Origin of the sequence: Rhizobium sp. RU36D, from assembly GCF_900176345.1 — a bacterium.
Lineage (GTDB): Bacteria > Pseudomonadota > Alphaproteobacteria > Rhizobiales > Rhizobiaceae > Allorhizobium.
In genome coordinates, this window is sequence record NZ_FWXU01000017.1 from 85,555 (window position 1) to 108,830 (window position 23,276).

Genomic DNA, 23,276 nt, shown 5'->3' on the forward strand with positions numbered 1-23,276 from the left:
ACAACAACAAAGGGCATACGCAAAGACGGATGCCCACAGCTAGGTTAGAGGGAACATGCCGCAGAAGGACAAGGTCGGGAGAACCCGTACGTCTGTCACCGAGCAGGAGGCGCTCGATTTCCACGCACAGGGACGACCGGGAAAGCTGGAGATTTCGCCGACCAAGGCCATGGCCACGCAGCGCGATCTGTCGCTGGCCTACTCCCCCGGTGTCGCGGTCCCCGTTAAGGCGATCGCCGCCGATCCGGCCACGGCCTACGACTACACGACGCGCGGAAACATGGTCGCGGTGATCTCGAACGGCACGGCGATCCTGGGACTTGGCAATCTCGGCGCGCTTGCCTCCAAGCCGGTCATGGAGGGCAAGGCGGTGCTGTTCAAGCGTTTCGCCGACGTCGACAGCATCGACCTGGAGGTCGATACGGAAAATGTCGACGAATTCATCAATTGCGTCCGCTATCTCGGCCCTTCCTTCGGCGGCATCAATCTCGAAGACATCAAGGCGCCGGACTGCTTCATCATCGAGCAGCGCCTGCGGGAGTTGATGGACATCCCCGTATTCCACGACGACCAGCACGGCACCGCGATCATTGCGGCGGCCGGCCTGATCAACGCGCTGGAACTGACCGGCCGCGACTTCAAGACCACCAAGCTGGTCTGCAACGGAGCGGGTGCGGCCGCCATCGCCTGCATCGAGCTGATCAAGAGCATGGGCTTCACGCCCGACAATATCACGCTTTGTGATACCAAGGGCGTCATCTACCAGGGCCGCACCGAAGGCATGAACCAGTGGAAGTCGGCCCATGCGGTGAAGACTGACGCCCGCAGCCTGACAGAGGCGATGAAGGGCGCCGACGTGGTGTTCGGCCTCTCCCAGAAGGGCGCCTTCTCCGCCGAAATGATCCGCGACATGGCGCCGAAACCGATCATCTTCGCCATGGCCAATCCCGATCCGGAGATCACCCCGGAAGAGGTGCACGAGATCCGCGACGACGCCATCATGGCAACAGGGCGTTCGGACTATCCGAACCAGGTCAACAACGTCCTTGGCTTTCCCTATATCTTCCGCGGCGCGCTTGACGTTCGCGCCCGGCAGATCAACGATGCGATGAAGATCGCCGCCGCCCGTGCTCTGGCAAGCCTCGCCCGCGAGGACGTGCCTGACGATGTCGCCGCGGCCTATCAGGGCAATCGGCCCCGCTTCGGCCCGCAATATATCATCCCGGTTCCCTTCGATCCGCGCCTGATCTCGGCAATCCCGGTTGCAGTCGCCCATGCGGCGATGGAAAGTGGCGTCGCGCAAAAGGCGATCGAGGACCTCAACGCCTATGCGCAAGAGCTTTCGGCGCGGCGCGACCCGATCGCGGCGACGACGCAGCGGCTCTATGAGCGGGTGCGAAAATATCCCAAGCGCGTGGTCTTTGCCGAGGGTGAAGAAGAACAGGTCATGCGCGCGGCGATCTCGTTTGCCACACAGGGGCTCGGCACCGCCATCCTGCTCGGCCGCGACGAACCGTTGAAGGCGACCGCAGAGCGGGCCGGCATCGACCTGGACCGTCCGGGGATCGAGCTTGTCAATGCCCGCGTTTCAACCCGGGTCGAGGCCTATACCGAATATCTCTACACCCGGCTGCAGCGAAAGGGCTACCTGCTGCGCGATTGCCAGCGGCTGATCAACACCGACCGCAACCACTTCGCGGCCTGCATGGTGGCGCTGGGTGATGCCGATGCGATGGTGACGGGCACGACGCGAAATTATTCGACCGCGCTCGAGGATGTTCGCCGCTGCATCGATCCGCAGCCGGGGCATCGCGTGATCGGCGTGTCGCTGGCGTTGGCCCGCGGCCGCACGGTTCTGGTGGCCGATACCGCGGTTCACGATATGCCGACCGCTGAAGAGCTGGCCGATATCGCCGAGGAAGCGGCAGGCCTTGCGCGCCGCATGGGCTACGAGCCGCGCGTGGCGCTCCTCGCCTATTCCACCTTCGGCCATCCCACCGGGGAACGCTCCGAGCGTGTGCGCGAGGCGGTGAAGATCCTCGACAAGCGGCGGGTGGACTTCGAATATGACGGCGAGATGGGGGCCGACGTGGCGCTCAACCATCACCGCATGGAGCAGTATCCTTTCTGCCGCCTGTCCAGCACCGCCAATGTGCTGGTCATGCCGGCGATCCATTCCGCCGCGATCTCGACCCGCATGCTGCAGGAACTTGGCGGCTCCACCGTCATCGGCCCCTTGCTGGTCGGCCTGGAAAAGTCGGTGCAGATCGCGCAAATGGGGTCGAAGGACACCGATATCGTCAACATGGCGACCATCGCAGCCTACAACGCCGGCGACTGAAAGCCTCAGGTCTCCGGCGGGTGCGCGACCGGTCGGAGACCTGAACCGCTTGTCCTGTTTCGCCACAGCACGATGGCCGTCACCCAGACTGCGATTTCCAGCAGGAAGGTCCAGTGCAGCACAAATGACAGGATCCAGTTGCTGTAGGTCGCTGGAATGGTCACCATTTCGTATAGGCGATCGTTCCACGGCCAAAGCCACATGATGCCGCCGCAGATGCTGTCCAGCACTAGGTGCATGGCGATCGCGGCAAAGAACACCAGCCCGGTGCGCAGATAACCCGTATAATAGAGCAGCGGCAGTGCGAGCACTGATATAGCAATCCAGAAGGACGGAATGTGCACCCAGTACCGGTGATGATGGATCGTCTGCCCGTCGACGAACAGGAAGAAAAACATGTCGAAATCGGGGAAGATCGCGCCGAGCGGTGCTGCCGGGTAGACATGGGGCACTTTGCGCGAGATGGCACGTGCCAGGCAGTAGCCTGAGGGAAGATGCGCAGTCAGCATGATCGCTCCGAGACGTTTCACACATCATACGGACGCGACTTCAGGCGGAACTAAGGCCATTCTCGCCGGTTTCACAAAAGGCGCCTAACGCCGCAAGGCCGCCTGCTCCAGCCGCTGCATGTCTTCCTGCATGGCCTCCCTGATCCATCTCTTGAAGGCCTCGACCTTGGGTATGCCGCGCATTCCCTCCGCGGTGACGAAATAGTGCCCGTCACCTGTCGGCACCCATGGGCCGAAGGGCGCCACCAATTGGCCCGCCTGGATGGCATGGGAGGCGACGATCTGCCAGGCCAGCATCACGCCCTGCCCCGCGATGGTGGCATCCAGGCAAAGCGAGGCCTCGTTGAAGACGTGGCGCGCCTTGATGGCCCGACCGGCAAGACCGACGGATCCCAGCCAGACATCCCAGCTGAACATGGCGCGTCCGTCGATAACCGCCGGCAGGTTCAAGAGGTCTTCCGGCGTCTTCAGCTTTTCGCCAATTGCCGGTGCGCAAACCGGGAAGACTTTCTGCTGCAACAGCAATTCCGAGCGCACGCCGGGCCACTGACCTTTGCCGACGCGAATGCAGAGGTCGATATCGGAGCCTGTCGGGTCGACCAGTTGCGTCGTGGCGTCGAGCCGGATGTTGATGTCGGGATAGCGCTCTGAAAACTCCGACAACCGATAGACCAGCCATCGTGCGGCAAAGACCGGGGCGACCGAGATCGTCAGGACATTGTCATCGCGGCATTTGAGGGCGGAGACGGCAGTCGACAGCAGGCGGAACGCTTCGGCAAACCGGGGCAATGCCGATTGGCCGAGCTCTGTCGGTACCATGCCCTTGGGTTGCCGCTCGAAAAGCTGATGCCCCAGTTGATGCTCCGCCTTGATCACCTGCTGGCTGACGGCGCCGACCGACACGCCCAGCTCGTCGGCGGCTGCCTGCAGCGAACCAAGCCGACCCACCGCCTCCACCGCACGCAAGCCGTTCAAATGCACCTGATTGAGATTACGCATATAGAAAAGCTACAGGAGCCAACCGATAATCTCAATTGAATTTGGGAGTCAGCGGTTTGATTATCCGTCCATTCGCGGCGGTTTTTCGCTTTGGAAGGATAAGGCCATGCTAAAGATTTTCTTGGATTGGGTGCAGAGCCGGCAGCCGAGTTCTTGCGACCAGGCGAACTGGCGGCAGGACCCGCTGGCCCATCCGGCTATTAGCCGCATGAGCCCATACGAACTGGCAGATCTTGTGGTGCCACCAGAGGCGACCCCACCGGTCTCTCGTTCCGTGAAGCGTTCGGCAGCCATCGCCGTGCGGCCCGCATCGATTTCACGCGAACTGCCGACGGTGTCTGCCTGCTGCTAGCTTGCGAAGCGTCCGGCGTCAGCACCGAAGTGGCTGATATAGCGATCTGAAATGCTCGATATCGGCAGGACGATCAGCACATCGGTGGTATTGAAGGCGTGATCGATCACGGCGCCGCTGCCGACCATCGCGCCGAGACGCAGATAGCCCTTGATGAGCGGTGGCAGTGCCGTAAGCGCCTTGCGCGCGTTGATCGCCTCCACCGGCATCAGGTCCATGGTGTGGTAGAGCTCGGGACGGGCTTTGACCATCCACTCTCCGCGCACCAGCGCGTTGTGATGCAGGAAGGACAGGGCCAGCGCATGCTCCTCCGGCACAGTGCCGGGGAAGGAGCCGCAGCCGAACATGGCATTCATGTCATGCTTTAGCGCATAGGCCCAGCAGCCCTGCCACAGCAATTCCACGGTCCGCTTGGTGCGGTATTGCGGCAGCACGCAGGAGCGGCCCAGTTCCATGAAACGCTTGTCCGGGTGACGCTCCAGAAGCTCGCCGAGAGCAAATTCCGAAGCTGAATAGAAGCCACCGTTCTGTGTCGCTACGTCCTGCCGCAGCAGCCTGTAGGTGCCGACGATCTGGTCTTCGGTGTCGCCCTCGATGGAGCGATCGAGCACCAGAAGGTGGTCGCAGATCGCGTCCCAGGAGTCGATATCGCGCTTGCGGCGGGCCACATCAGGCGGCAGCTGCGCATGCATTTCCTCGACAAAGACGCGGTAGCGCACCGCCTGCGCGGCATCGATTTCGCGCTCGGTGCGTGCCAGCCGGGTTTCCAGCATGCCGATGCGGCCGAGATAGCCACTCTCTTCCGGTGTCTGCTCTGAAGACAGCGGGCTTGCGCCATCCAGAACAATGCCGCGATTCAAGAGTTCCAGGGTCATGAGAATCGTCCAAACCGAATAAATTAGGGCCAATAAACACTTAAGTGCGACAAGAGAGTGACAAGCGCGACATAACATCGCCTGCCAAGTAATACGAAAAAGCCAATTGAGCCAACAGTATCGAGATTTTAAGCCTTCGCCCGCCGCGACATGATGAATTCATCGAGGATCACGGCTCCAGCCCCGACGGTGATCAGGCTGTCGGCCAGATTGAAGACGGCGAAGGACCATGTCTCGGTGTAAAACAGGATGTAGTCGATCACGTGGCCATAGACGAACCTGTCCACGAGGTTGCCCAGGGCGCCGGCAATGACCAGCGAATAGCCGAGATGGGCGAAATGCCGCGTCACATCGGTACTACGCCACAGCCACAGCACTAGCGCCACGATCGCCAGCCGCATGCCGACGATAAACCAGCCATCCATGCCTGACAGCATGGAAAAGGCGACGCCGAGATTATGCGTCCGGTAGAGCGCCAGCATCGGGATGACATGCACGGGTTCCTGCAAAGGCAGGTAGGCCTCCACAGCCGCCTTGATGACCTGGTCGAGAACCAGCGCCACGAGGATGAGTGCCAGGGCCGCACCCGGCCGGGAAAACAATGCGCGGGTTTCCGTCATCGAGCCTCGTCCAATACCAGCAGGTGGCGTCGCGCCTCAAACAGCATGATGCCGGTGGCGATTGCGAGATTGAGCGAATCGGCGCGCCCCTGCTGCGGAATCCGGGCCAGGCGATCGGCTGCCTTGGCCAGATCCTCCGGCAGGCCGGACTGTTCGTTGCCCATCAGCAGCACGACCGGCGCTCTTGCGTAGTCGATCTTGCGATAATCCACGGCGCCCGCCAGGTGCGTCGCCACGAGTTGCACGCCCGAGGACTTCTTCCACTCGCGAAAGGCCTGCGAGGTCGTCCGCACCAGCGGAATGTTGAACATGGAGCCCATGGTGGCGCGCACCGTCTCCATCGAATAGGGATCCGTGCATTCGTCCACCAGCATCACGCCGGATGCGCCTGCGGCATCGGCCGTGCGGATGATCGTTCCGAGATTGCCGGGATCGCGCACCCGGTCCAGCGCAACCCAGGTCTCTCCAGCTTTGAGCGATACATCCTTCAACGGCTTCCAGCGCTGGTCGAAAACGCCGGCGACCATCTGCGGATTGTCGCGACGCACGATCGAGCCCATGACCTTTTCGCTGACCTCCAGCACCAGGCCACCGGCGGCGACCGTGCGGGCCGCGACCTGCTCCACCAGAGGCTTGCCCTTGGCCGCCTTGGAATAGATGAGGGTGCGGATAGTCCAGCCCAGATCGAGCGCATCGATGATGAGCTTCAGGCCTTCCGCGAGGAAGGTGCCGGCCTCGTCGCGCGCCTTCTTCTGGGACAGCGCCTTGATGTCCTTGACGATGGGATTGGCAAGGCTGGTCACTTCCTTGACCTGCCCCACGCGCCGCGCACCGTCCTGCCTGGTATCGTGATTCGTCATTTCGGCACCCAGCGGCTGAACAAGGAAGTAGAGAGCGCACGGCCCGGCGTCTTGCCATCCAGACCGGCTTCGCGGATGACCAGTTCACCCGATTCCACAAGTCCGCCCTTGCCGCGCATGGTTTCGCGCATCAACTCGTGAATGGAATAGAAGCTCGCCCGGATGGAATAGGCCGTCAGCACCAATCCAATCGCCTTTGGCGCCAGCAATTCACGGCAAATGTCGAGCATGGCGGGCAGGTGGTCGAACAACTGCCAGACTTCGCCGGCGGGGCCGCGGCCGAATTTCGGCGGGTCGGTGAGGATGATGTCGTAGCGATGGCCACGGCGCTCCTCCCGCTGGATGAATTTCATCGCGTCCTCGCAGATCCAGCGGATCGGGGCCTTGTCCAGGCGGCTGAGCGACTGGTTCTCCCGAGCCCAGCCGATCGCCTTCTTCGATGCATCGACATGGGTGACCTCGGCGCCAGCGGCGGCGGCGACCAGCGACGCCACGCCCGTATAGCCAAAGAGGTTCAGGACCTTGATCGGTCGCCCGGCCTGCTCGACGGCCTGTTTCATCCAGGCCCAGTGGGCGATCTGCTCAGGGAAAACGCCGACATGGCGGAATGCGGTAAAGCGCCCGTGGAAATCGACGTCCAGCAGCGAAAGCGGCCAGGTTTCGCCGAGCGCGTGGCGCGGAAAGCGCCAGCGCCCCATGCCATCTTCCTCGGTATCGCCGGTGAAGATCGCGTCGGCCGCCTCCCAGACGTGGTCGGGCAAGGCACGCGGCCACAGCGCCTGGGCCTCCGGCCGCACGATGCGATAGGGACCGTATTGCTCCAGCTTGAGGCCGTTGCCGCTGTCGACCAGGTGGAAGTCGCCTGCCCCGTCGGAATGCAGAATGAGCGGCACGCGTTCAGCCGGGCGCTCGCCGCTGCGCAGAGTCAGCACGCGCTCCGTGACGGGGCCAGGCTCCGGGGTAATTACCGGCCGATCGATCGCCTTGGGGACAGATTTCTGACCCTGCGAGCGCGGCTTGCCGGTCGCCGCAGATGGCTTGCGTCCGGGTTTGTCGTCACGCCTGCCCGCGGGCGGCGCCGGCCGGCGCTGTTTGTCCTTCACGTTCATGTCCCGCATTGTCAGTATGGCTCAAGCGCCAGCCCTTAGCATTCCCCCGGCAGCGGGAAAAGCTGTTTTGAAGGCGTCATGTAAGGCGGGCAGCCGGCAAGTCACTTTGCAGAGAGGCGTGCGAGCCCTTCCGGCGCTGCCGGTTCGGCGCGCGCCTTCAGCCGATCGGCCTCGGACTGCCACTTGATGGCAGAGCGGGCTTCGTTGCGTGCACGCTTGCGATACTTGCCCTGCGACCACCAGGTCACGGCAGAGCCGATCAGAATGCCGAAAGCGACGGACAGGAAAAGGAAGACGAAGAACGGCGCCGTGAGCGAGAGAACGCTATCGGCGGGCTGGAACGGGTTGAACGCCAGGGTCACGCTTTGGCGATTGGCCACCGACAGCACGATCAGGATGATCGCAAGCGGCACCACGAACAGCAGATTGACCAGTTTTTTCAGCATAGCGTGTCTCCTTGCCCTGCCTGCACGAAGGGCCCAAACTCTAGATGGCGGCCCAATGATCGACTACAGGATCTTCGCCTGCGGCCTATCCTGCAGCGTTATTCGTCGGGCTCGTCTTCCATGCCCGGATTGAGACGTTCGCGCAATTCCTTGCCCGTCTTGAAGAAGGGCACCCATTTTTCCTCGACGAAAACGGTTTCGCCGGTGCGGGGGTTCCGTCCCGAACGCGATGGGCGGTTCTTGACCGAGAAGGCGCCGAAGCCGCGCAACTCGACCCGGTTGCCTGCAGCCAGGGCATCCGTGATCTCGTCCAGCACGGCATTCACGATGTTCTCGACATCACGATGGTAGAGATGCGGATTTCTCGCCGCAACAATCTGCACCAGTTCGGACTTGATCACGATCGCCCCCTGACAGTTTTCTTGTGGTGGCCACCGTCACAAATTGGGCAGCCGAGATTGATTGAAGGCTATCAAGGCCTTCCGATAAAGGCGTAAAACATCACAAGAGCATCGAATAATCAATCTTGAATACCGCGCCTCTTACAAAAGAGCGCCAGCAACGCGCTCGTGATGTAAAAACCTGTTGCCCGCCTTGTTCGCGCCCGGTTAATCTCCATATTGGCTACCGGTATGTTCGGCTTCGGCCTGCTATGGCCGTATGGACGGACCGGGGCAGCGCTAGGTCTGGCGCCTGCCGGATACCGGGAATCAAAGGGAGCTTAATGTCCAACAGCGTTGTCGACGATAGGGCCGGCTCGGCCAGGCCGCGTGTGCAAGACGCCTATAAAAAGGCGCTGGCCCATTCGGCGCGTGTGCGTCGGCTGAAGGTGCTCTTGCCCGTTGCCGCGTTGGCCATTTCCATGTCGTTCATTGCCGTTTCCGCGGTTCGGGCCTTCCTGCCCGAGAACCTGAAGATCGAATCTGCACGAATCGAAAACGGCAAGGTGGTGATGGAAAAGCCGGCCGTGTCGGGACGAAACTCAGACGGCATCAATTATTCGATGCGGGCCGAGCGGGCGCTGCAGGACATCAAGAACCCGAACATCATTTCGCTTGAGGACATCAACGCCGCCGTCCCGGTCAATGACAAGCTCATCGCCCGCGTCGAGGCGCTCAGCGGCATATTCGACCGCGCCACCGACAAGCTTGATCTCGACAAGCCCTTCACCGTCCGGATGAGCAGCGGCCTTGAGGCAAAGTTTCAGTCAGCGCATCTCGATATCAAAGGTGGGAATCTCATAGCGGATACCCCCGTCGCTATTTCCAACGAAAGCATGTCGATTGTTGCGCAGTCGTTGAAGATGACAGATAAGGGGCGGATCATCACCTTTGCGGGTAATGTCCGCATGAATGCGAACCCCTCGACCATCCGCAAGCAAGACACGAAAACGCCGGACCCGTCATGACCATGCTCAATCGATACACGACACTGCAGGCCGGCGTCTTCGCCGTGGTTTTTGCTCTCTCCGCGGGCGCATTGTCCGCCGCATATGCGCAGTCCTCCACATCGACAAGCATGAACGGCTTGAAGCTGTCCGGAGACGAGCCGATCCAGATTGAAAGCAACGAGTTGCAGATCCGCGAGCAGGAGAAGGTGGCCGAATTCACGGGCAATGTGAAGGCAGTCCAGGGCACAACGCAGCTTCGTGCCGGGCGCATGATCGTGCATTACAAGGGCGAAGGCTCGTCCGTATCAGGAGGCAATACCGACATCGACACGATCGACGTGCTCGACAAGGTTTTCCTGTCGACCGAAACCCAGCAGGCAACCGCCGATACCGGGCACTTCGACATGACCAGCCAGACCTTCGTGCTGGAGGGCAAGCAGGTCGTGCTGTCTGAGGGGCAGAACGTGTTCGTCGGATGTCGGCTTACCGTCCAAATGGAGACCGGGCAGGCTAAACTCGAAAGCTGCGGCAAGCGGGTCCAGATCCAGTTGGACCCCAAGTCGCAGCGCAAGCCATAAAGACCGGCATCAACGTGAAACTTCCCTTTGTTTCGAAGATCACCGAGCGATTTGGCGCGCAGCCTGCGCCCAACGCCGACAAACCGCTTGATAAGGCGCGCTATGACGGCACGCTGATCGCCCATGGCCTGACCAAGACCTATAATACGCGGCGGGTGGTGAACGGCGTTTCGCTTGTCGTCCGGCGCGGAGAGGCCGTCGGGCTGCTCGGGCCAAACGGTGCGGGCAAGACCACGTGCTTTTACATGATCACCGGCCTTGTGCCCGTCGATCTCGGCACCATCGCGCTTGATGGAAACGACGTGACTGCCTTGCCGATGTATCGGCGGGCCCGTCTTGGCGTCGGCTACCTGCCGCAGGAAGCCTCGATCTTTCGCGGGCTGACGGTGGAGCAGAACATTACCGCGGTGCTGGAGGTTCACTACAAGAACAAGGCCGAGCGCGAGCATCAGCTCGATTCGCTGCTGGCCGAGTTCCACATCGAAAAGCTCCGGAAATCGCCGGCCGTCGCGCTGTCAGGCGGCGAGCGCCGCCGACTGGAAATTGCCCGCGCGCTCGCGACCAATCCGACATTCATGCTGCTGGACGAGCCATTCGCCGGCGTCGACCCGATCTCGGTGTCCGATATCCAGAATCTCGTACGCCACCTCACGGCCCGCGGCATCGGCGTTCTCATCACGGACCACAATGTGCGTGAGACCCTGGGGTTGATCGACCGCGCCTATATCATCCATGCGGGTGAAGTGTTGACACACGGCCGTGCCAACGACATCGTCAACAATGCGGATGTCCGGCGTCTCTATCTCGGCGACAAGTTCAGCCTGTAAGCGCGGCGTAACAAGAAATTCGGCCCGGCAACACGGGACGGCTTGACCAAACTCTCTAAAAAAGCAATTTTTGGGCCAATTGGAATTTGGCCCGAATTCAGACATGCGGGCTCGCCTCCAAGGGGAATCGAAGGGGAGTTTCGCGTCCGCCATGGCACTGTCCGCCAATCTTTTCCTGCGCCAGAACCAGTCTTTGGTCATGACACCCCAGCTGATGCAGTCGATTCAGCTGCTTCAGATGACGCATTTTGAGCTGATCCAGTTTATCGCGCAGGAAGTAGAGAAAAATCCGCTGCTTGAATTGTCATCAGATGATGGCGATTTGGGCACAGATGCGCCGCGGATCGAGGATGCGGGCCATGCCGATTCCGGCGAGGGTGAAGGCGGGACAAGCGAGACCTCGGCAAACGGCCTTGCCAGCGACTGGTATGAGGCCGCGCAGGGAGACGGCCTCGGGGATCGGCTGGACGCGAATTTCGACAGCGTGTTTGGCGATGATGCACCGCCGCCCCGCGCCGATGCGCCTGAATTGCTGGGACAGTGGAAGTCGATGCCGGGCAGCGGTGGCGACACCGGCGAGTCCTACGACCTCGATGATTTCGTGGCCGGGCAGACCAGTCTCCGCGACCATCTGAACCAGCAAATCCCGTTTGCACTGGCGGATCCCGGAGATCGCCTGATAGCGCTGTCGCTGATCGACCAGCTGGATGAAGCCGGCTATCTGCGGGCTGACCTGGAGGAGGTCGCCAACCGGTTCGGCAAGGACGCGGCGGCGATGGATCGGATTCTCGTAACGCTGCAGACGCTCGATCCGCCCGGCGTCTTTGCCCGCTCGCTTAGCGAATGCCTGGGGATCCAGCTGGCACAACGCGACCGGCTTGATCCGGCCATGGCCGCGCTGGTGCAGAATCTGGAATTGCTGGCCAAGCGGGACTTCAGCACCCTCAAAAAGCTCTGCGGCGTGGACGAGGAAGACCTGCTCGACATGCTCTCGGAGATCCGGAAGCTCAATCCCAAGCCGGGTGCAGGCTTTGAGCACAGCCCCAGTGAGGCCGTTGTTCCCGATATCATGGTCCGCAGCTCAAGCGATGGAAACTGGATCGTGGAGCTCAACCCGGACATCCTGCCGCGGGTGCTGGTGAACCAGACCTATTACGCCTCGGTGACGAAGAACGGCACAAGCCGCGATGGCGACCAGGCCTTCCTGTCCGAGTGCCTGCAGAATGCGAACTGGCTGACGCGGAGCCTCGATCAGCGCGCCAAGACGATCATGAAGGTCGCCACCGAGATCGTTCGCCAGCAGGATGCCTTTCTGCGCCATGGCGTCGATCACCTCAGGCCGCTGAACCTCAGGACGGTGGCGGATGCCATCAAGATGCACGAATCCACCGTCAGCCGCGTGACTTCGAACAAATACATGCTGACCCCCCGCGGCCTGTTCGAACTCAAATATTTCTTCAGCGTCTCGATCGGCTCGGCGGAAGGTGGGGATAACCATTCGGCAGAGGCGGTTCGCCATCGCATCCGTGCCCTGATCGCGCAGGAATCGCCCGATGCGGTGCTTTCCGACGATGACATCGTCAACACCCTGAAGGATGGTGGCGTGGACCTCGCCCGCCGCACCGTTGCCAAGTACCGCGAAGCCATGAACATACCCTCGTCCGTCCAGCGCCGCCGGGAAAAACGCGCCGTCGCCAAGGCCGCCGCCAATTGATCCATCCTCCCAAAGTATGAGGCCTTGACAGGCACGTGGTGCCCTTGATCCGTGGTAGAATGGTGAGGGTAAGTTGACTTTCCCGGGCACGGGGGCTAGAAGCCGCGCCGCGCCCGATGGTCAATTTGCGGATCACCGGGTGACCGGCCGGTATTTTCCAGCTTGCCGCCGGTACATAAGTGATCGTTCACGATTGGCGCTTGAAAAGCTTGGATGCGCGCTTGGCTTGGCGTAAACTGATACCCGCAAATCACGATAAGAAGGGAAACTCCATGAGTGTGCGTGTATCCGGCAAACATATGGAAATCGGCGACTCGTTCCGGCAGCGGATCGAGGGGCGGATTGCAGAGGCGGTCACGAAGTACTTTGACGGGGGGTATTCGGGCCAGACCACGGTGACGAAGTCGGCGTCGCGTTTTTCGGCAGATTGCGCCATCCACCTGGATAGCGGGGTCAATCTCCACGCCGCGGGCGAAGCCACCGATCCGCAGGTTGCGTTCGACATGGCAGCCGAGCGCATCGAAAAGCGTCTTCGCCGCTACAAGCGCAAGCTGAAGGACCACCATACGAACGGCCACGGCAATGCCCATGCGGAAGTTGCCTACACGGTCATGGACAGTGTTGCTGAAGAGCATGACGAAGTTCCAGAGGACTTTGCGCCCACCATCGTGGCGGAAAGCACCAAGAAGCTTCGCACCATGTCGGTCGCCAATGCCGTCATGGCTCTCGACATGACAGACGAGCCCATCCTGCTGTTCCGCAGCCCGGGCACCGAAGAGTTGAATATTGTGTATCGCCGCACGGACGGCAATATCGGCTGGATCGATTCCGCCAATATCAAGGGCTGAGTGGCCTTGGGAGGCGACGCAAGCCGTCGCTTCCCTCACCCTGGTCCAGGCGGCATAAAGGATTTTACGATGGCCTTGGCAGATTTGCTGCAACAAGATGCGATATTTCCCGCCCTGCGAGTGAATTCCAAGAAGCAGTTACTCCAGGAACTCGCTGGTAAGGCCGCGAAGCTGACAGGGCATTCCGAGCGGGAGATATTCGACGTCATCTTGCAGCGTGAACGGCTGGGGTCTACCGGCGTCGGTCATGGCATCGCCATACCCCATGGCAAGCTTGTGAACCTGCCGAAGATTGTCGGGATATTCGCGCGCCTTGAAGCGCCGATCGATTTCGAGGCCCTGGACGACGAGCCTGTGGACCTGATCTTCATGCTCCTGGCACCCGAAGGGGCCGGTGCAGACCATTTGAAAGCGCTGTCCAGGATCGCCCGCGTGTTGCGGGATCAGGACCTGGTGGCGAAGCTGCGCGCGACAGATTCCGCCACGGCCATTTATGCCTTCCTCAATGAGGAGCAGGCCTCCAACGCCGCCTAAAGCCTTTCATCCCAAGGGAAAAGGCCGCAAAATCGGCGGCGTCAGATATCAATCTTCAGAAGATGACCATTTTCAGGCGTCGCGCTCGTTGACCGGGGCTGTACCCGGCTCGACGGTGTCGAGCTTCTGGCCGCCCTTTGCCACGCCCACCATGGCCGGACGCAAGACCCGTTCGCCGATGCGATAGCCCGGCTGCACGACCTGCATGACGGTATTGTTGGGCACGGTCGGGTTGGGAATTTCGAACATGGCCTGATGGAAATTCGGATCGAACTTCTGGCCCTCGGCGTCGATCTTGTGAACGCCATGGCGTTCCAGGGTCGACAGCATGCCGCGCTCGGTCATTTCGACACCTTCGATCAGGGCCGTGAGGCCAGCTTCCGCGGCAGCACGAGCTTCAGCCGGCACAGCATCAATGGCACGACGCAGATTGTCGGATACGGCCAGCATATCGCGGGCGAAGTTGGCGATGGCGTAGCTCTTGGCGTCCTTCAGTTCGCGCTCTGTGCGGCGGCGCAGATTGTCCATCTCGGCGGCCAGACGGAGAAAGCGGTCGCGAAGATCGCTGTTCTCGGCCCTCAACGCTTCCAGCGCGTCGTCTTCCTGCGGTGACATCGTTGTGTCCTCTCCCGCTGACGCGGCGTCGTTGAGCTGTTCGGTGGCCTCAGCGTCAGGTCCGTTCTTGTTTGCCTCGTCGGTCATGACGTTCTCCAAGTGATATTGAAAACCGAGCCCGATATCATGGTTTTGCGTGAAAAAATCAAGGCTTGCGCGGCAAAGAAGAGTGCGCCGCGCGTCGCTGCGGGTCAAACCCGCTCATCGCGTGCGACGAGACAACCGCGCCATCAGTTGCGCTGTGTAATCGACCATGGGTACGATCCGGGAGTAATTGAGACGGGTAGGACCGATGACGCCGACGGCGCCGACGATGCGGTCCTCGTCGTCGCGATAAGGTGCGACGATCAGCGAGGATCCGGACAGCGAGAACAGCTTGTTCTCGGAGCCGATAAAGATCCGAACCCCGGGACCGCTCTCGGCTAGGTTCAGGATCTCGACCAGGCTCTCCTTGCGCTCGAGGTCATCGAACAGGAGCCGCAGCCGGTCGATATCGTCCGAACCGGCCAATCCTTCCAACAGGTTTGCCCGGCCGCGCACGATCAGGCGCGTCGGCTTCTGCTCATCCAAACCGCCGGACCAGATGGCCAGCCCCCGCTCCACGAGATCGCGGGACAGGGTATCGAGCTCGCTGGCGACCTGCTGCTTAAGCTTCAGGATCTGGCCGCGCAACTCGCCCAGAGTCTGCCCGGCCATATGCGCGTTCAAGAAATTGGCGGCTTCGGTCAGCTGGGATGCGGTGATGCCGGCCGGCAAATCGATGATGCGGTTTTCGACCTGGTTGTGCTCTCCGACGAGCACCGCGAGGGCCTTGGTCGGTTCCAGCCGGATGAATTCGACATGCTTCAGCACCGGATCGCTCTTCGCCGCGATCACCAAGCCAGCACCGCGCGACAGGCCCGACAGCATACGGCTTGCCTCGGTCAGGAGGCTTTCCATCGGCTGGTCGGGGCTTGAGGGGCGGATTTGCCGGTCGATGGCGTCGCGCTCGGTGGCCGAGAGATCGCCGACCTGCATGAAGGCATCAACGAAAAAACGCAGTCCTATCTGGGTTGGCATGCGGCCGGCGCTGACATGGGGCGAGTAGATCAGCCCCAGGTCCTCCAGGTCGCTCATGACATTGCGGACCGATGCCGGCGACAGGGACATCGGCAGGAGCCGCGACAGGTTGCGGGAACCCACCGGCTCGCCCGATTCCAGGTAGCTTTCGACGATACGTCGAAAGATCTCCCGCGAGCGTTCGTCCAAGGTGCCCGATGCGTCACTGATGCTTGCCGTCTGAAACTCCATGCCGCGCGATTACGCCCGTTCATTGCCTTTGACATGAATATAGTCATTCCACCGCAATCGCAAAAGAGAATTTAGACGGCGTGGCGTCGGGCTTTTACCCGCTTTTCCTTTGCAAAACGCGCGCGTGCCCCCTAGAGCCAATGGAAGGCCCGCAGAATCGCCAGGTTCAAGCGGGTCCAGGCCGACCAAGGCGAGATTGAAGAGATATCCGGGAGAGCACCATGCGACCATCAGGCAGAAAAACCGAGCAGATGCGGAAGGTCTCGTTCGAGCGTAACTTTTCCAAGCACGCCGAGGGCTCATGCCTCGTCAAGTTCGGTGACACCCATGTGCTGTGCACGGCGAGCCTGGAAGAAAAGACGCCGCCATGGCTGCGCAATACCGGCAAGGGCTGGGTCACGGCCGAATATGGCATGCTGCCGCGGGCCACGGGCGAGCGCATGAAGCGTGAGGCCGCAGCCGGCAAGCAGGGCGGACGCACGCAGGAAATCCAGCGCCTGATCGGCCGCTCGCTGCGCGCCGTCGTGGACCTGGAGGCGCTCGGCGAGCGACAGATCACGATCGACTGCGATGTGATCCAGGCCGATGGCGGCACCCGCACGGCGTCGATAACAGGCGCCTGGATTGCGCTGCACGACTGCCTGAAATGGATGGAAACGCGCAACATGATCAAGGTCGAGAAGGTTCTCAAGGATCATGTGGCCGCCATTTCCTGCGGCGTCTTTGCCAAGCAGTCGGTCATCGACCTCGATTACCTGGAGGACTCGGCGGCCGAGACAGACGCCAATTTCGTCATGACCGGCTCCGGGGCGATCGTCGAAGTGCAGGGCACGGCCGAAGGCGCGCCTTTCAGTGAAGAAGAATTCCTGACGCTGCTGCGGCTGGCAAAATCCGGCATTGCCGACCTGGTGGCCCTGCAGAAGCAGGCGATCGCCTGACGGAGGCATCAGACATGGAGACCCCGATCCGCGGCATCATGGAAACCGCCCTCTATGCGGCCGATCTCGAGGCGGCAGAGGCCTTCTATGACGGCGTGCTTGGTCTATCCAAGATCACTGCGGTGCCCGGTCGCCATGTCTTCTTCCGCTGCGGGGCCGGCGTGCTGCTGATCTTCAATCCGGCCGCGACCTCGGAGCCGCCGCATCAGGGGAGCCTTCCGGTTCCGACCCATGGCACCTCCGGCGCGGGGCATGCCTGTTTTCGTGTCGAACCCGCCCAGCTCGACGATATCGTGCGCCGCCTTGGCGAGCATGCCATCGCTATCGAGTCGGATTTTCGCTGGCCGAACGGCGCCCGCTCCATTTATTTTCGCGACCCAGCCGGCAATAGCCTTGAATGCGCCGAACCGGCCCTTTGGGACCTTTGACAGGAACTGCCATGCGCAAGCTCGATACCAAGACGATTGTCGTCGCCAGCCACAATGCCGGCAAGATTGCCGAGATCGCGGATCTGATCGGACCGCTGGGTTTTTCGGCGAAATCGGCCGCCGAACTGAATTTTGCCGAGCCTGACGAAACCGGCACGACCTTTGAGGAAAACGCTGCAATCAAGGCGCTGGCCTCGGCGCGAGCCTCCGGCCTGCCATCCCTGTCCGACGATTCCGGGCTGGTCATCGATGCGCTTGATGGCGCGCCCGGCGTCTATACGGCAAACTGGGCGGAGCGCGCGGATGGCAGCCGCGATTTCCCCATGGCCATGGAAAAGGTCGAGAAGGCGCTCGCCGAAAAGGGCGCGACAACGACGGAGCAGCGGACAGCCCGTTTCGTCAGCGTGCTCTGCCTGGCCTGGCCGGATGGCCATACCGAGCTGTTCCGCGGCGAGGTCGAAGGCCATATCGTCTGGCCGCCGCGCGGCACCAGCGGCTTCGGCTATGACCCGGTCTTCAAACCCGAGGGCCACGACACCACATTCGGGGAAATGACGGCACAACAGAAGCACGGATGGAAGCCGGGGGACCGCCAAGCGCTCTCCCATCGCGCCCGCGCCTTCAAACTGTTCGTCGAAACCTGCCTGGAGGCCTAGACCACGATGCTCAACGCCTCGCCGCTCCTTCTGCCGGATACCGGGGAGCCGGGTTTCGGCGTTTACATCCATTGGCCGTTTTGCGCGGCCAAGTGCCCCTATTGCGATTTCAACAGCCATGTGCGCCACCATCAGGTGGACCAGGAGCGCTTTGCCACGGCATTCCTCCGGGAAATGGGCCGCATGCGGCAGTTGAGCGGCCCCCGGACCGTGACCAGTGTGTTCGTCGGTGGCGGCACGCCATCCCTGATGCAGCCCGAAACCATCGGCGCCATTCTGGAGGGCATCGCGGCCTGCTGGCATGTGCCTGATGGGATCGAGATCACCATGGAGGCCAATCCCTCCAGCGTGGAAGCCACGCGCTTTCATGGCTACCGGGCCGCTGGCGTCAACCGTGTCTCCCTTGGGGTGCAGGCCCTGAACGACAAGGATCTGAAATTCCTCGGCCGCCTGCATGACGTGGCGGACGCGCTGAAGGCCATCCGGCTCGCCCGTGACATCTTTCCCCGCATGTCCTTCGACCTCATTTATGCGCGGCCCGGCCAGACCATCGATGCCTGGGACCGGGAACTGCGCGAGGCGATCTCCTATGCGGTCGATCACCTCTCGCTCTATCAGTTGACGATCGAGGAAGGCACGCCTTTCTACGGCCTGCACAAGGCTGGAAAGCTGCCGATGCTAGATGAGGAGCAGGCGGCGCAACTATACGAAGCCACCCAGGCGATCACCGCCAGCGAGGGGCTGCCGGCCTATGAGGTTTCCAACCACGCCCGGCCCGGTGCCGAAAGTCGGCACAATCTGACCTATTGGCGCTATGGCGATTATGCCGGCATCGGTCCGGGCGCCCATGGCCGGCTCACACGCGGACGCGACAAGCTGGCGACGGCGACCGAGCGCCACCCGGAACGCTGGCTGGAAGCGGTCGAGACCCACGGCCATGGCATGGTCACCGAGGACCTGCTCGGCTACGAGGAACAGGCCGACGAATTGTTGCTGATGGGTCTTCGGCTGCGCGAGGGGGTCGATCTCGCCCGCTGGCAGCAGCTGTCGGGCCGGGACCCGGATCCGGCGCGCGAGCAGGTTCTGCTGGATCATGGCTTCATCGAAAGGCTCGGCAATTCCCGTCTGCGCTGCACGCCAGCGGGCATGCTGATCCTCGACGCCGTGGTCGCGGATCTTGCCTGCTGAGCAGGGCTACTTCACCGCCGTCACATGCAGCCAATCCGTGGGTTCGCCGTCATAGCCGGAGCCCTGCTCCCGATCGATTGCGACATCCTCCCAGCCGGCCGGCCTCAGCGCCCGGCGGACCAGCGCGAGAACGCCAGACAGGTCGGCGCGGGGCACGTGGAGAAGGCAGGCACAGGCCCAGACGCCATCATAGGCCTCGATCTCGCTGATATCTTCGAACCGCAGGACCCGCACAGGCCGACCCAGGCGCTGCTGCGCCAGTGCGGCCAATTCCGGCGTGCCATCCGTCGGCGACACATCGAAGCCGAGCTTCAGCATGGCCTCGCCATCCTCGCCGGCACCACAGCCGAGTTCGAGGATGCGGCCTCCCGCCGGCAACCGGTCGCAGAAGGGCATGAGGCGCTTGAGTTGGGCTTTGCGGCCGCGACGGGCATAGGTCTGCGCCTCTCCCGCGTAGAATTGCAAAGTCGCATCTGGTCCTGCTGGCATCTGTGTCTCCTGCACTCCCCGAGGGCTTAACAGACAAAAGCCCGCGCTGGGCACGGGCTTTCAGGGCATCATCAGCAGATCGACTGCGCCAAATCAGGCATTGTTCTCGTTGATCAAGCGCTTGAGCAACTCGATCTCATGGCTGAGCTTGGTGTCGCCGCCGATCAGTTCCTCGATCTTGCGGACCGCATGCAGCACCGTGGTGTGATCGCGTCCGCCGAACCTGCGGCCGATTTCCGGGAAGGAGCGCGGCGTCATGGTCTTCGACAGATACATAGCAATCTGGCGCGGCTTGACGATGACGCGCGTGCGGCGGTTGGAGACCAGTTCCTGCCGCGACACATTGTAGTGGCGTGCCACGACCCGCTGGATATCTTCAATGCGAACGCGCTTCTGCTCGGACGCGCCGACCAGATGGGCCAGCAATTCATCGACACGTTCGATGGACAGCGACGGCTCGAACGAGCGACGGAAGATCAGCTGGTTGAAGGCACCTTCCAGATCGCGGCCGCTGCTGGTCACGTTGCGAGCCACATGGGCCAGGATCTCTTCCGGGATCTCCAGGCTCGGATCTTCCTTGCGGGCGACATCAAGGCGGCTCTTGAGCATATCAAGGCGCATGTCGAAATCGGGGGCTTCCATCTCGATGGCAACACCGCCCTGGAGGCGCGACCGCACCCGCGGATCCAGCGATTCCAGCTCCCACGGCGCGCGGTCGGCAGCAACGACCACCTGCTTGGCGCTGTCGAGCAGCATGTTGAGGAGATGGCAGAACTCGTGCTGGATCATCTTGCCCTGCAGGAACTGCATGTCGTCGATGATCAGCAGATCGATGTTGCGCAGCGTGTCCTTCAGCGTCAGGGCGTCGTTGTCGCGAATGGCGGTGGCAAAGCGCCACATGAAATATTCGGCGGTGAGATAGACCACGCGCGGTGCCCGCGGGCTTTCGACAGCCGCATTGGCGATCGCCTGCAGCAGATGGGTCTTGCCCTGGCCGACGGACGAATGGATGAACAGCGGGTTGAAGCGAACCGCGCCGGCACCGGCCTCGGCAATGGTCTTGGCCGCAGCGAGGGCAACCCGGTTGGATGCGCCTTCGACAAACGCATCGAAGGTGTAGCGGGAATCGAGCGGCGAGCCGAAGAAGGGGCCTGCAGGCGCTGCACGACCGGTCGGCGCCGCGGATGGCTGGACCATCTGGCCAATGGACTGGGGTGCGGTCTTGCGGGCGGGAGCAACCGGCAATGTCGGCTCGACCACCTGTGGCGCATCGTCAGCCGGTGTCGACCGACCCGCGCGGCTGGCGCTGCGGACAAGGATCTCAACCTTCAGGATCGAGGGATCCTCGTCCTGGAAAATGCTGGTGATCAGATCAAGATAACGGTTGTTGATCCACGATTTCAGGAACGTCGTCGGAACCGTCAGGCGGACCACGCTCTTCGAGGCCGAATGCAGCTTCAGCCGCCCGAACCAGCTGGAAAAAACGTCAGGGCCCACCTGAGCCCTCAGCCGCGCGCTGAAACGCTCAAACAAAGCATCGCTGTTCATTTCGGATTTTTCCCCTGCCGCTCCAGAACAAACGGCATTGAGCACCTGATGCCCGTGACCCTCAGCCACAGCACCGGTATTCTTGACATTCAATTGCATTTTGCCGCCTTCCAAAATTTCATTCTTTCGGCCGCCAGCTGATCACTGACCGCCCCATCCGATGCCCCGTCCTCGTAACGTGGCATCACGATGCAATTCCCATATCCGGCTTCAACACCGGATCACTCCATTGCTCACCCTGCTCGGCTCCCTCGTCATCCTCGTCATGACGACAGATCCTACCTCTCCTTCCAAACTGACGCAGAACCCGAAAGTTGCCGCCAACATCAAAAAGTCACCGTCCCGGAAATCTTGATGGATTCCGGCTCAACCTCAAACGCTGTCTGAAAAAAGCGAAACCGAACCAAACCTCCCCTGAACGGAGTGGCGATCCGACTTCTCCCAAGAGTTCTTAGGTTCCGGTTGTCCCGTTCCCGCGCCCCTTGCTGGAGGTCATTTAGGCAGGATCAAAAGCCAAGATCAACAATGAATTTTACGCAAAATTAAGGGATGCCCGTTGACTCCGGAGGCCCATTTTGCATGTCACAAAAATGGAAAAAAGAATCCGTTTTGAATCAAGGGTTTTGCAAAAAGCAGGCTATGGAACTCCCAGGCGAACAAAAAAAATAAAAATCCGCTTGACTCAAAACCAGCGCCACCTGCCGTTAAGTGAAGCTTGCCCGCCCTCGGGGTCCTCCAATAACCCATTGAAATCAAAAGATAAAATCTGTCATTGCAATGACACGTAAATGTCAAACGAGAACGGCTTGTCCAGCGGATAGAATGAAAACGCAAAAAAGCCCGGTCAAGCGACCAGGCTCATTAGTCTTAACAAATATGTTAAAAATTAGGCCGAGAGAGCCTTCACACGATGCGCCAGACGCGAGATCTTACGCGATACGGTGTTGGCGTGCATCACGCCCTTGGTGGCTGCGCGATGCAGTTCCGGCTGAGCCGCCGTCAGGGCATCCTTTGCCAGTGCAGCATCGCCCGATGCGATGGCTTCTTCAACCTTGCGGATGAAGCCGCGCACGCGCGAACGGCGCATCTTGTTGACTGCAGTCCGGCCAGCGATCTTGCGGGTCGCCTTCTTAGCCGAGGATGTATTGGCCATTTATGCCTCTCTTCAATTCGATCCAAAACCCTCACCTGCCGCGCCAAGTCATGCGACCTGTTCCACCAGCGATGCGGGAGCAAATTTCGAGAAGCCATCGGCTTCCCTGACTGTGGGCGGGCATATAGCGGGAATTGACGGAGCCGTCAACGCAGATTCTGCGGAATCCCTTTGCCAGTCTCAGCGGTTCTTGAAGGCCGGTTTGCGCTTCTCGACAAAGGCCGCCATCCCCTCCTTCTGGTCCTCAGTGGCGAAGAGGGAGTGAAACAGTCGCCGCTCGAAGCGCATGCCCTCCGCGAGCGTCAGCTCGTGGGATCGCGACACGCTTTCCTTGATCATGCGCACGGCCGGCTGCGAGAAGGAGGCGATCTTGGCCGCGGCCCCCACCGCCTCATCGATCAACGTCTCGGGCGCAACCACGCGCGCGACGAGGCCCGAGCGTTCCGCTTCTTCCGCAGACATCATCCGGCCCGTCATGCAGAGATCCATCGCCTTGGCCTTTCCGACGGCGCGCGTCAGCCGCTGGGTGCCGCCCATGCCGGGAATGACGCCGAGCGTAATCTCCGGCTGGCCGAACTTGGCGGTCGTCGAGGCGATGATGAAATCGCACATCATGGCAAGCTCGCAGCCGCCGCCCAGCGCAAAGCCGGAAACGGCCGCGATCATGGGTTTGCGGAAGGCTGCGACCTCGTCCCAGCCGCCGATGAAGTCGCCCATATACATATCGACGAAATCGAGTTCTTGCATTTCCTTGATGTCGGCACCGGCGGCGAAGGCCTTTTCCGAGCCGGTCAGAACCACGGCGCCGATGGCGGCATCCGCCTGAAGCGCCGACAGCACCGCGCGCAGTTCCGTCAGGACCTTGGCATTCAGCGCATTCAACGCCTGCGGCCGGTTCAGGGTGATGATCGCCACGGCATCGCGGGTTTCCAAGAGAAGGGTTTCATAGCTCATGTGTCGCTCCCATGC

At 61.4% G+C, this 23,276-nt stretch carries 26 protein-coding genes; 12 read left to right on the plus strand and 14 right to left on the minus strand.

Translation table 11 applies throughout. The features are described from left to right. Positions 1-55 precede the first annotated feature (55 nt). Positions 56-2,341 (plus strand): NADP-dependent malic enzyme, encoded by a 2,286-nt coding sequence (locus B9A97_RS19285; protein WP_084367245.1) that lies wholly within the window; start codon positions 56-58, stop codon positions 2,339-2,341. A 5-nt stretch (positions 2,342-2,346) separates the two neighbouring features. Here B9A97_RS19285 and B9A97_RS19290 read toward each other — a convergent pair whose 3' ends face one another. Together B9A97_RS19290 and B9A97_RS19295 are read right to left on the minus strand one after the other, a co-directional pair. After that, entirely contained in the window at positions 2,347-2,850 is a 504-nt protein-coding gene (locus B9A97_RS19290) for a metal-dependent hydrolase (protein ID WP_084367248.1), read from the minus strand. Between the two features lie 84 nt (positions 2,851-2,934). Further along, positions 2,935-3,849 (minus strand): LysR substrate-binding domain-containing protein, encoded by a 915-nt coding sequence (locus tag B9A97_RS19295; RefSeq protein WP_084367251.1) that lies wholly within the window; start codon positions 3,847-3,849, stop codon positions 2,935-2,937. A 106-nt stretch (positions 3,850-3,955) separates the two neighbouring features. Here B9A97_RS19295 and B9A97_RS29500 point away from each other — a divergent pair, with 106 nt between their 5' ends. Beyond that, on the plus strand, positions 3,956-4,201 hold the full coding sequence (locus B9A97_RS29500; RefSeq protein ID WP_143530595.1) for a hypothetical protein: 246 nt from the start codon (positions 3,956-3,958) through the stop codon (positions 4,199-4,201). On the opposite strand, the gene B9A97_RS19300 is transcribed toward B9A97_RS29500, so the two are convergent. From B9A97_RS19300 to B9A97_RS19325, 6 genes are all read right to left on the minus strand, one after another. Further along, entirely contained in the window at positions 4,198-5,076 is an 879-nt protein-coding gene (locus tag B9A97_RS19300; RefSeq protein ID WP_084367253.1) for a l-ornithine N(alpha)-acyltransferase, read from the minus strand. The genes B9A97_RS29500 and B9A97_RS19300 overlap by 4 nt on opposite strands. A 128-nt stretch (positions 5,077-5,204) precedes the next feature. After that, entirely contained in the window at positions 5,205-5,696 is a 492-nt protein-coding gene (lspA, locus tag B9A97_RS19305) for a signal peptidase II (protein WP_084367256.1), read from the minus strand. Continuing rightward, positions 5,693-6,556: a TrmH family RNA methyltransferase gene (locus B9A97_RS19310; RefSeq protein ID WP_084367259.1), complete on the minus strand. Its 864-nt coding sequence runs from the start codon at positions 6,554-6,556 to the stop codon at positions 5,693-5,695. The genes lspA and B9A97_RS19310 overlap by 4 nt, the downstream gene beginning before the upstream one ends. Continuing rightward, positions 6,553-7,665 carry a class I SAM-dependent methyltransferase gene (locus B9A97_RS19315; RefSeq protein ID WP_084367376.1) on the minus strand — a complete coding sequence of 371 codons (1,113 nt, stop codon included), beginning with the start codon at positions 7,663-7,665 and terminating at the stop codon, positions 6,553-6,555. Before B9A97_RS19315 ends, B9A97_RS19310 begins: the two co-directional genes overlap by 4 nt. Before the next feature lie 101 nt (positions 7,666-7,766). After that, the gene (locus B9A97_RS19320) at positions 7,767-8,111 is read right to left on the minus strand and encodes a LapA family protein (protein WP_084367262.1); all 345 of its coding nucleotides are present in this window, start codon (positions 8,109-8,111) and stop codon (positions 7,767-7,769) included. A gap of 98 nt (positions 8,112-8,209) precedes the next feature. After that, complete coding sequence (locus B9A97_RS19325) at positions 8,210-8,512, minus strand: integration host factor subunit beta (RefSeq protein WP_084367264.1); 303 nt, start codon at positions 8,510-8,512, stop codon at positions 8,210-8,212. A gap of 323 nt (positions 8,513-8,835) precedes the next feature. Here B9A97_RS19325 and lptC point away from each other — a divergent pair, with 323 nt between their 5' ends. The 6 genes from lptC to ptsN all read left to right on the plus strand — a co-directional run bounded on the left by lptC (position 8,836) and on the right by ptsN (position 14,002). Next, the gene (lptC, locus tag B9A97_RS19330) at positions 8,836-9,519 is read left to right on the plus strand and encodes an LPS export ABC transporter periplasmic protein LptC (protein ID WP_084367267.1); all 684 of its coding nucleotides are present in this window, start codon (positions 8,836-8,838) and stop codon (positions 9,517-9,519) included. After that, positions 9,516-10,079, plus strand: coding sequence for an LptA/OstA family protein (locus tag B9A97_RS19335; protein WP_084367270.1), 564 nt, complete (start codon positions 9,516-9,518; stop codon positions 10,077-10,079). Before lptC ends, B9A97_RS19335 begins: the two co-directional genes overlap by 4 nt. A 38-nt stretch (positions 10,080-10,117) precedes the next feature. Next, on the plus strand, positions 10,118-10,906 hold the full coding sequence (lptB, locus tag B9A97_RS19340; RefSeq protein ID WP_179145344.1) for an LPS export ABC transporter ATP-binding protein: 789 nt from the start codon (positions 10,118-10,120) through the stop codon (positions 10,904-10,906). Positions 10,907-11,057: 151 nt separating this feature from the next. Then, entirely contained in the window at positions 11,058-12,620 is a 1,563-nt protein-coding gene (gene rpoN / locus B9A97_RS19345; RefSeq protein WP_084367276.1) for an RNA polymerase factor sigma-54, read from the plus strand. Between the two features lie 272 nt (positions 12,621-12,892). Next, complete coding sequence (raiA, locus tag B9A97_RS19350; RefSeq protein ID WP_084367279.1) at positions 12,893-13,468, plus strand: ribosome hibernation-promoting factor, HPF/YfiA family; 576 nt, start codon at positions 12,893-12,895, stop codon at positions 13,466-13,468. Positions 13,469-13,537: 69 nt separating this feature from the next. Then, a complete protein-coding gene (gene ptsN, locus B9A97_RS19355; protein ID WP_084367282.1) occupies positions 13,538-14,002 on the plus strand; it encodes a PTS IIA-like nitrogen regulatory protein PtsN in 465 nt (154 codons plus the stop codon). 72 nt (positions 14,003-14,074) lie between these two features. Here the strand turns inward: ptsN and grpE are convergent, their stop codons facing one another. Further along, positions 14,075-14,704: a nucleotide exchange factor GrpE gene (grpE, locus tag B9A97_RS19360; protein ID WP_084367285.1), complete on the minus strand. Its 630-nt coding sequence runs from the start codon at positions 14,702-14,704 to the stop codon at positions 14,075-14,077. 114 nt (positions 14,705-14,818) lie between these two features. Beyond that, on the minus strand, positions 14,819-15,907 hold the full coding sequence (gene hrcA / locus B9A97_RS19365; RefSeq protein ID WP_084367288.1) for a heat-inducible transcriptional repressor HrcA: 1,089 nt from the start codon (positions 15,905-15,907) through the stop codon (positions 14,819-14,821). A gap of 221 nt (positions 15,908-16,128) precedes the next feature. Between hrcA and rph the strand changes: the two genes are divergently transcribed. Genes rph through hemW form a run of 4 tightly spaced genes read left to right on the plus strand, consistent with a single transcriptional unit; the run spans position 16,129 to position 19,117 of the window. After that, complete coding sequence (gene rph, locus B9A97_RS19370; RefSeq protein WP_084367291.1) at positions 16,129-16,845, plus strand: ribonuclease PH; 717 nt, start codon at positions 16,129-16,131, stop codon at positions 16,843-16,845. Positions 16,846-16,859: 14 nt separating this feature from the next. Continuing rightward, positions 16,860-17,273, plus strand: coding sequence for a VOC family protein (locus tag B9A97_RS19375; RefSeq protein WP_084367294.1), 414 nt, complete (start codon positions 16,860-16,862; stop codon positions 17,271-17,273). An 11-nt stretch (positions 17,274-17,284) separates the two neighbouring features. Beyond that, a complete protein-coding gene (gene rdgB / locus B9A97_RS19380) occupies positions 17,285-17,929 on the plus strand; it encodes an RdgB/HAM1 family non-canonical purine NTP pyrophosphatase (RefSeq protein WP_084367296.1) in 645 nt (214 codons plus the stop codon). A 6-nt stretch (positions 17,930-17,935) separates the two neighbouring features. Then, positions 17,936-19,117 (plus strand): radical SAM family heme chaperone HemW, encoded by a 1,182-nt coding sequence (gene hemW, locus B9A97_RS19385; RefSeq protein WP_084367299.1) that lies wholly within the window; start codon positions 17,936-17,938, stop codon positions 19,115-19,117. A 6-nt stretch (positions 19,118-19,123) separates the two neighbouring features. Here the strand turns inward: hemW and B9A97_RS19390 are convergent, their stop codons facing one another. The 4 genes from B9A97_RS19390 to B9A97_RS19405 all read right to left on the minus strand — a co-directional run bounded on the left by B9A97_RS19390 (position 19,124) and on the right by B9A97_RS19405 (position 23,261). After that, positions 19,124-19,606, minus strand: coding sequence for a class I SAM-dependent methyltransferase (locus B9A97_RS19390; RefSeq protein ID WP_084367302.1), 483 nt, complete (start codon positions 19,604-19,606; stop codon positions 19,124-19,126). Positions 19,607-19,699: 93 nt separating this feature from the next. Further along, positions 19,700-21,253 carry a chromosomal replication initiator protein DnaA gene (dnaA, locus tag B9A97_RS19395; RefSeq protein WP_084367305.1) on the minus strand — a complete coding sequence of 518 codons (1,554 nt, stop codon included), beginning with the start codon at positions 21,251-21,253 and terminating at the stop codon, positions 19,700-19,702. Between the two features lie 787 nt (positions 21,254-22,040). Continuing rightward, positions 22,041-22,307, minus strand: coding sequence for a 30S ribosomal protein S20 (rpsT, locus tag B9A97_RS19400; RefSeq protein WP_084367308.1), 267 nt, complete (start codon positions 22,305-22,307; stop codon positions 22,041-22,043). Positions 22,308-22,487: 180 nt separating this feature from the next. Continuing rightward, complete coding sequence (locus B9A97_RS19405) at positions 22,488-23,261, minus strand: enoyl-CoA hydratase (RefSeq protein WP_084367310.1); 774 nt, start codon at positions 23,259-23,261, stop codon at positions 22,488-22,490. Positions 23,262-23,276: the final 15 nt, after the last annotated feature.

What these genes read in the sequence shown, in the direction of transcription:
- lptC (WP_084367267.1), top strand. Translation starts at nt 8,836, where the DNA reads ATGTCCAACAGCGTTGTCGACGATAGGGCCGGCTCGGCCAGGCCGCGT.
- rph (WP_084367291.1), top strand. Translation starts at nt 16,129, where the DNA reads ATGCGACCATCAGGCAGAAAAACCGAGCAGATGCGGAAGGTCTCGTTC.
- rdgB (WP_084367296.1), top strand. Translation starts at nt 17,285, where the DNA reads ATGCGCAAGCTCGATACCAAGACGATTGTCGTCGCCAGCCACAATGCC.
- B9A97_RS19285 (WP_084367245.1), top strand. Translation starts at nt 56, where the DNA reads ATGCCGCAGAAGGACAAGGTCGGGAGAACCCGTACGTCTGTCACCGAG.
- B9A97_RS19335 (WP_084367270.1), top strand. Translation starts at nt 9,516, where the DNA reads ATGACCATGCTCAATCGATACACGACACTGCAGGCCGGCGTCTTCGCC.
- B9A97_RS19405 (WP_084367310.1), bottom strand. Translation starts at nt 23,261, where the DNA reads ATGAGCTATGAAACCCTTCTCTTGGAAACCCGCGATGCCGTGGCGATC.
- B9A97_RS19320 (WP_084367262.1), bottom strand. Translation starts at nt 8,111, where the DNA reads ATGCTGAAAAAACTGGTCAATCTGCTGTTCGTGGTGCCGCTTGCGATC.
- ptsN (WP_084367282.1), top strand. Translation starts at nt 13,538, where the DNA reads ATGGCCTTGGCAGATTTGCTGCAACAAGATGCGATATTTCCCGCCCTG.
- lspA (WP_084367256.1), bottom strand. Translation starts at nt 5,696, where the DNA reads ATGACGGAAACCCGCGCATTGTTTTCCCGGCCGGGTGCGGCCCTGGCA.
- B9A97_RS19290 (WP_084367248.1), bottom strand. Translation starts at nt 2,850, where the DNA reads ATGCTGACTGCGCATCTTCCCTCAGGCTACTGCCTGGCACGTGCCATC.
- B9A97_RS19310 (WP_084367259.1), bottom strand. Translation starts at nt 6,556, where the DNA reads ATGACGAATCACGATACCAGGCAGGACGGTGCGCGGCGCGTGGGGCAG.
- B9A97_RS19375 (WP_084367294.1), top strand. Translation starts at nt 16,860, where the DNA reads ATGGAGACCCCGATCCGCGGCATCATGGAAACCGCCCTCTATGCGGCC.
- rpsT (WP_084367308.1), bottom strand. Translation starts at nt 22,307, where the DNA reads ATGGCCAATACATCCTCGGCTAAGAAGGCGACCCGCAAGATCGCTGGC.
- hrcA (WP_084367288.1), bottom strand. Translation starts at nt 15,907, where the DNA reads ATGGAGTTTCAGACGGCAAGCATCAGTGACGCATCGGGCACCTTGGAC.
- grpE (WP_084367285.1), bottom strand. Translation starts at nt 14,704, where the DNA reads ATGACCGACGAGGCAAACAAGAACGGACCTGACGCTGAGGCCACCGAA.
- raiA (WP_084367279.1), top strand. Translation starts at nt 12,893, where the DNA reads ATGAGTGTGCGTGTATCCGGCAAACATATGGAAATCGGCGACTCGTTC.
- B9A97_RS29500 (WP_143530595.1), top strand. Translation starts at nt 3,956, where the DNA reads ATGCTAAAGATTTTCTTGGATTGGGTGCAGAGCCGGCAGCCGAGTTCT.
- B9A97_RS19315 (WP_084367376.1), bottom strand. Translation starts at nt 7,665, where the DNA reads ATGAACGTGAAGGACAAACAGCGCCGGCCGGCGCCGCCCGCGGGCAGG.
- hemW (WP_084367299.1), top strand. Translation starts at nt 17,936, where the DNA reads ATGCTCAACGCCTCGCCGCTCCTTCTGCCGGATACCGGGGAGCCGGGT.
- B9A97_RS19390 (WP_084367302.1), bottom strand. Translation starts at nt 19,606, where the DNA reads ATGCCAGCAGGACCAGATGCGACTTTGCAATTCTACGCGGGAGAGGCG.
- dnaA (WP_084367305.1), bottom strand. Translation starts at nt 21,253, where the DNA reads ATGCAATTGAATGTCAAGAATACCGGTGCTGTGGCTGAGGGTCACGGG.
- rpoN (WP_084367276.1), top strand. Translation starts at nt 11,058, where the DNA reads ATGGCACTGTCCGCCAATCTTTTCCTGCGCCAGAACCAGTCTTTGGTC.
- B9A97_RS19295 (WP_084367251.1), bottom strand. Translation starts at nt 3,849, where the DNA reads ATGCGTAATCTCAATCAGGTGCATTTGAACGGCTTGCGTGCGGTGGAG.
- B9A97_RS19300 (WP_084367253.1), bottom strand. Translation starts at nt 5,076, where the DNA reads ATGACCCTGGAACTCTTGAATCGCGGCATTGTTCTGGATGGCGCAAGC.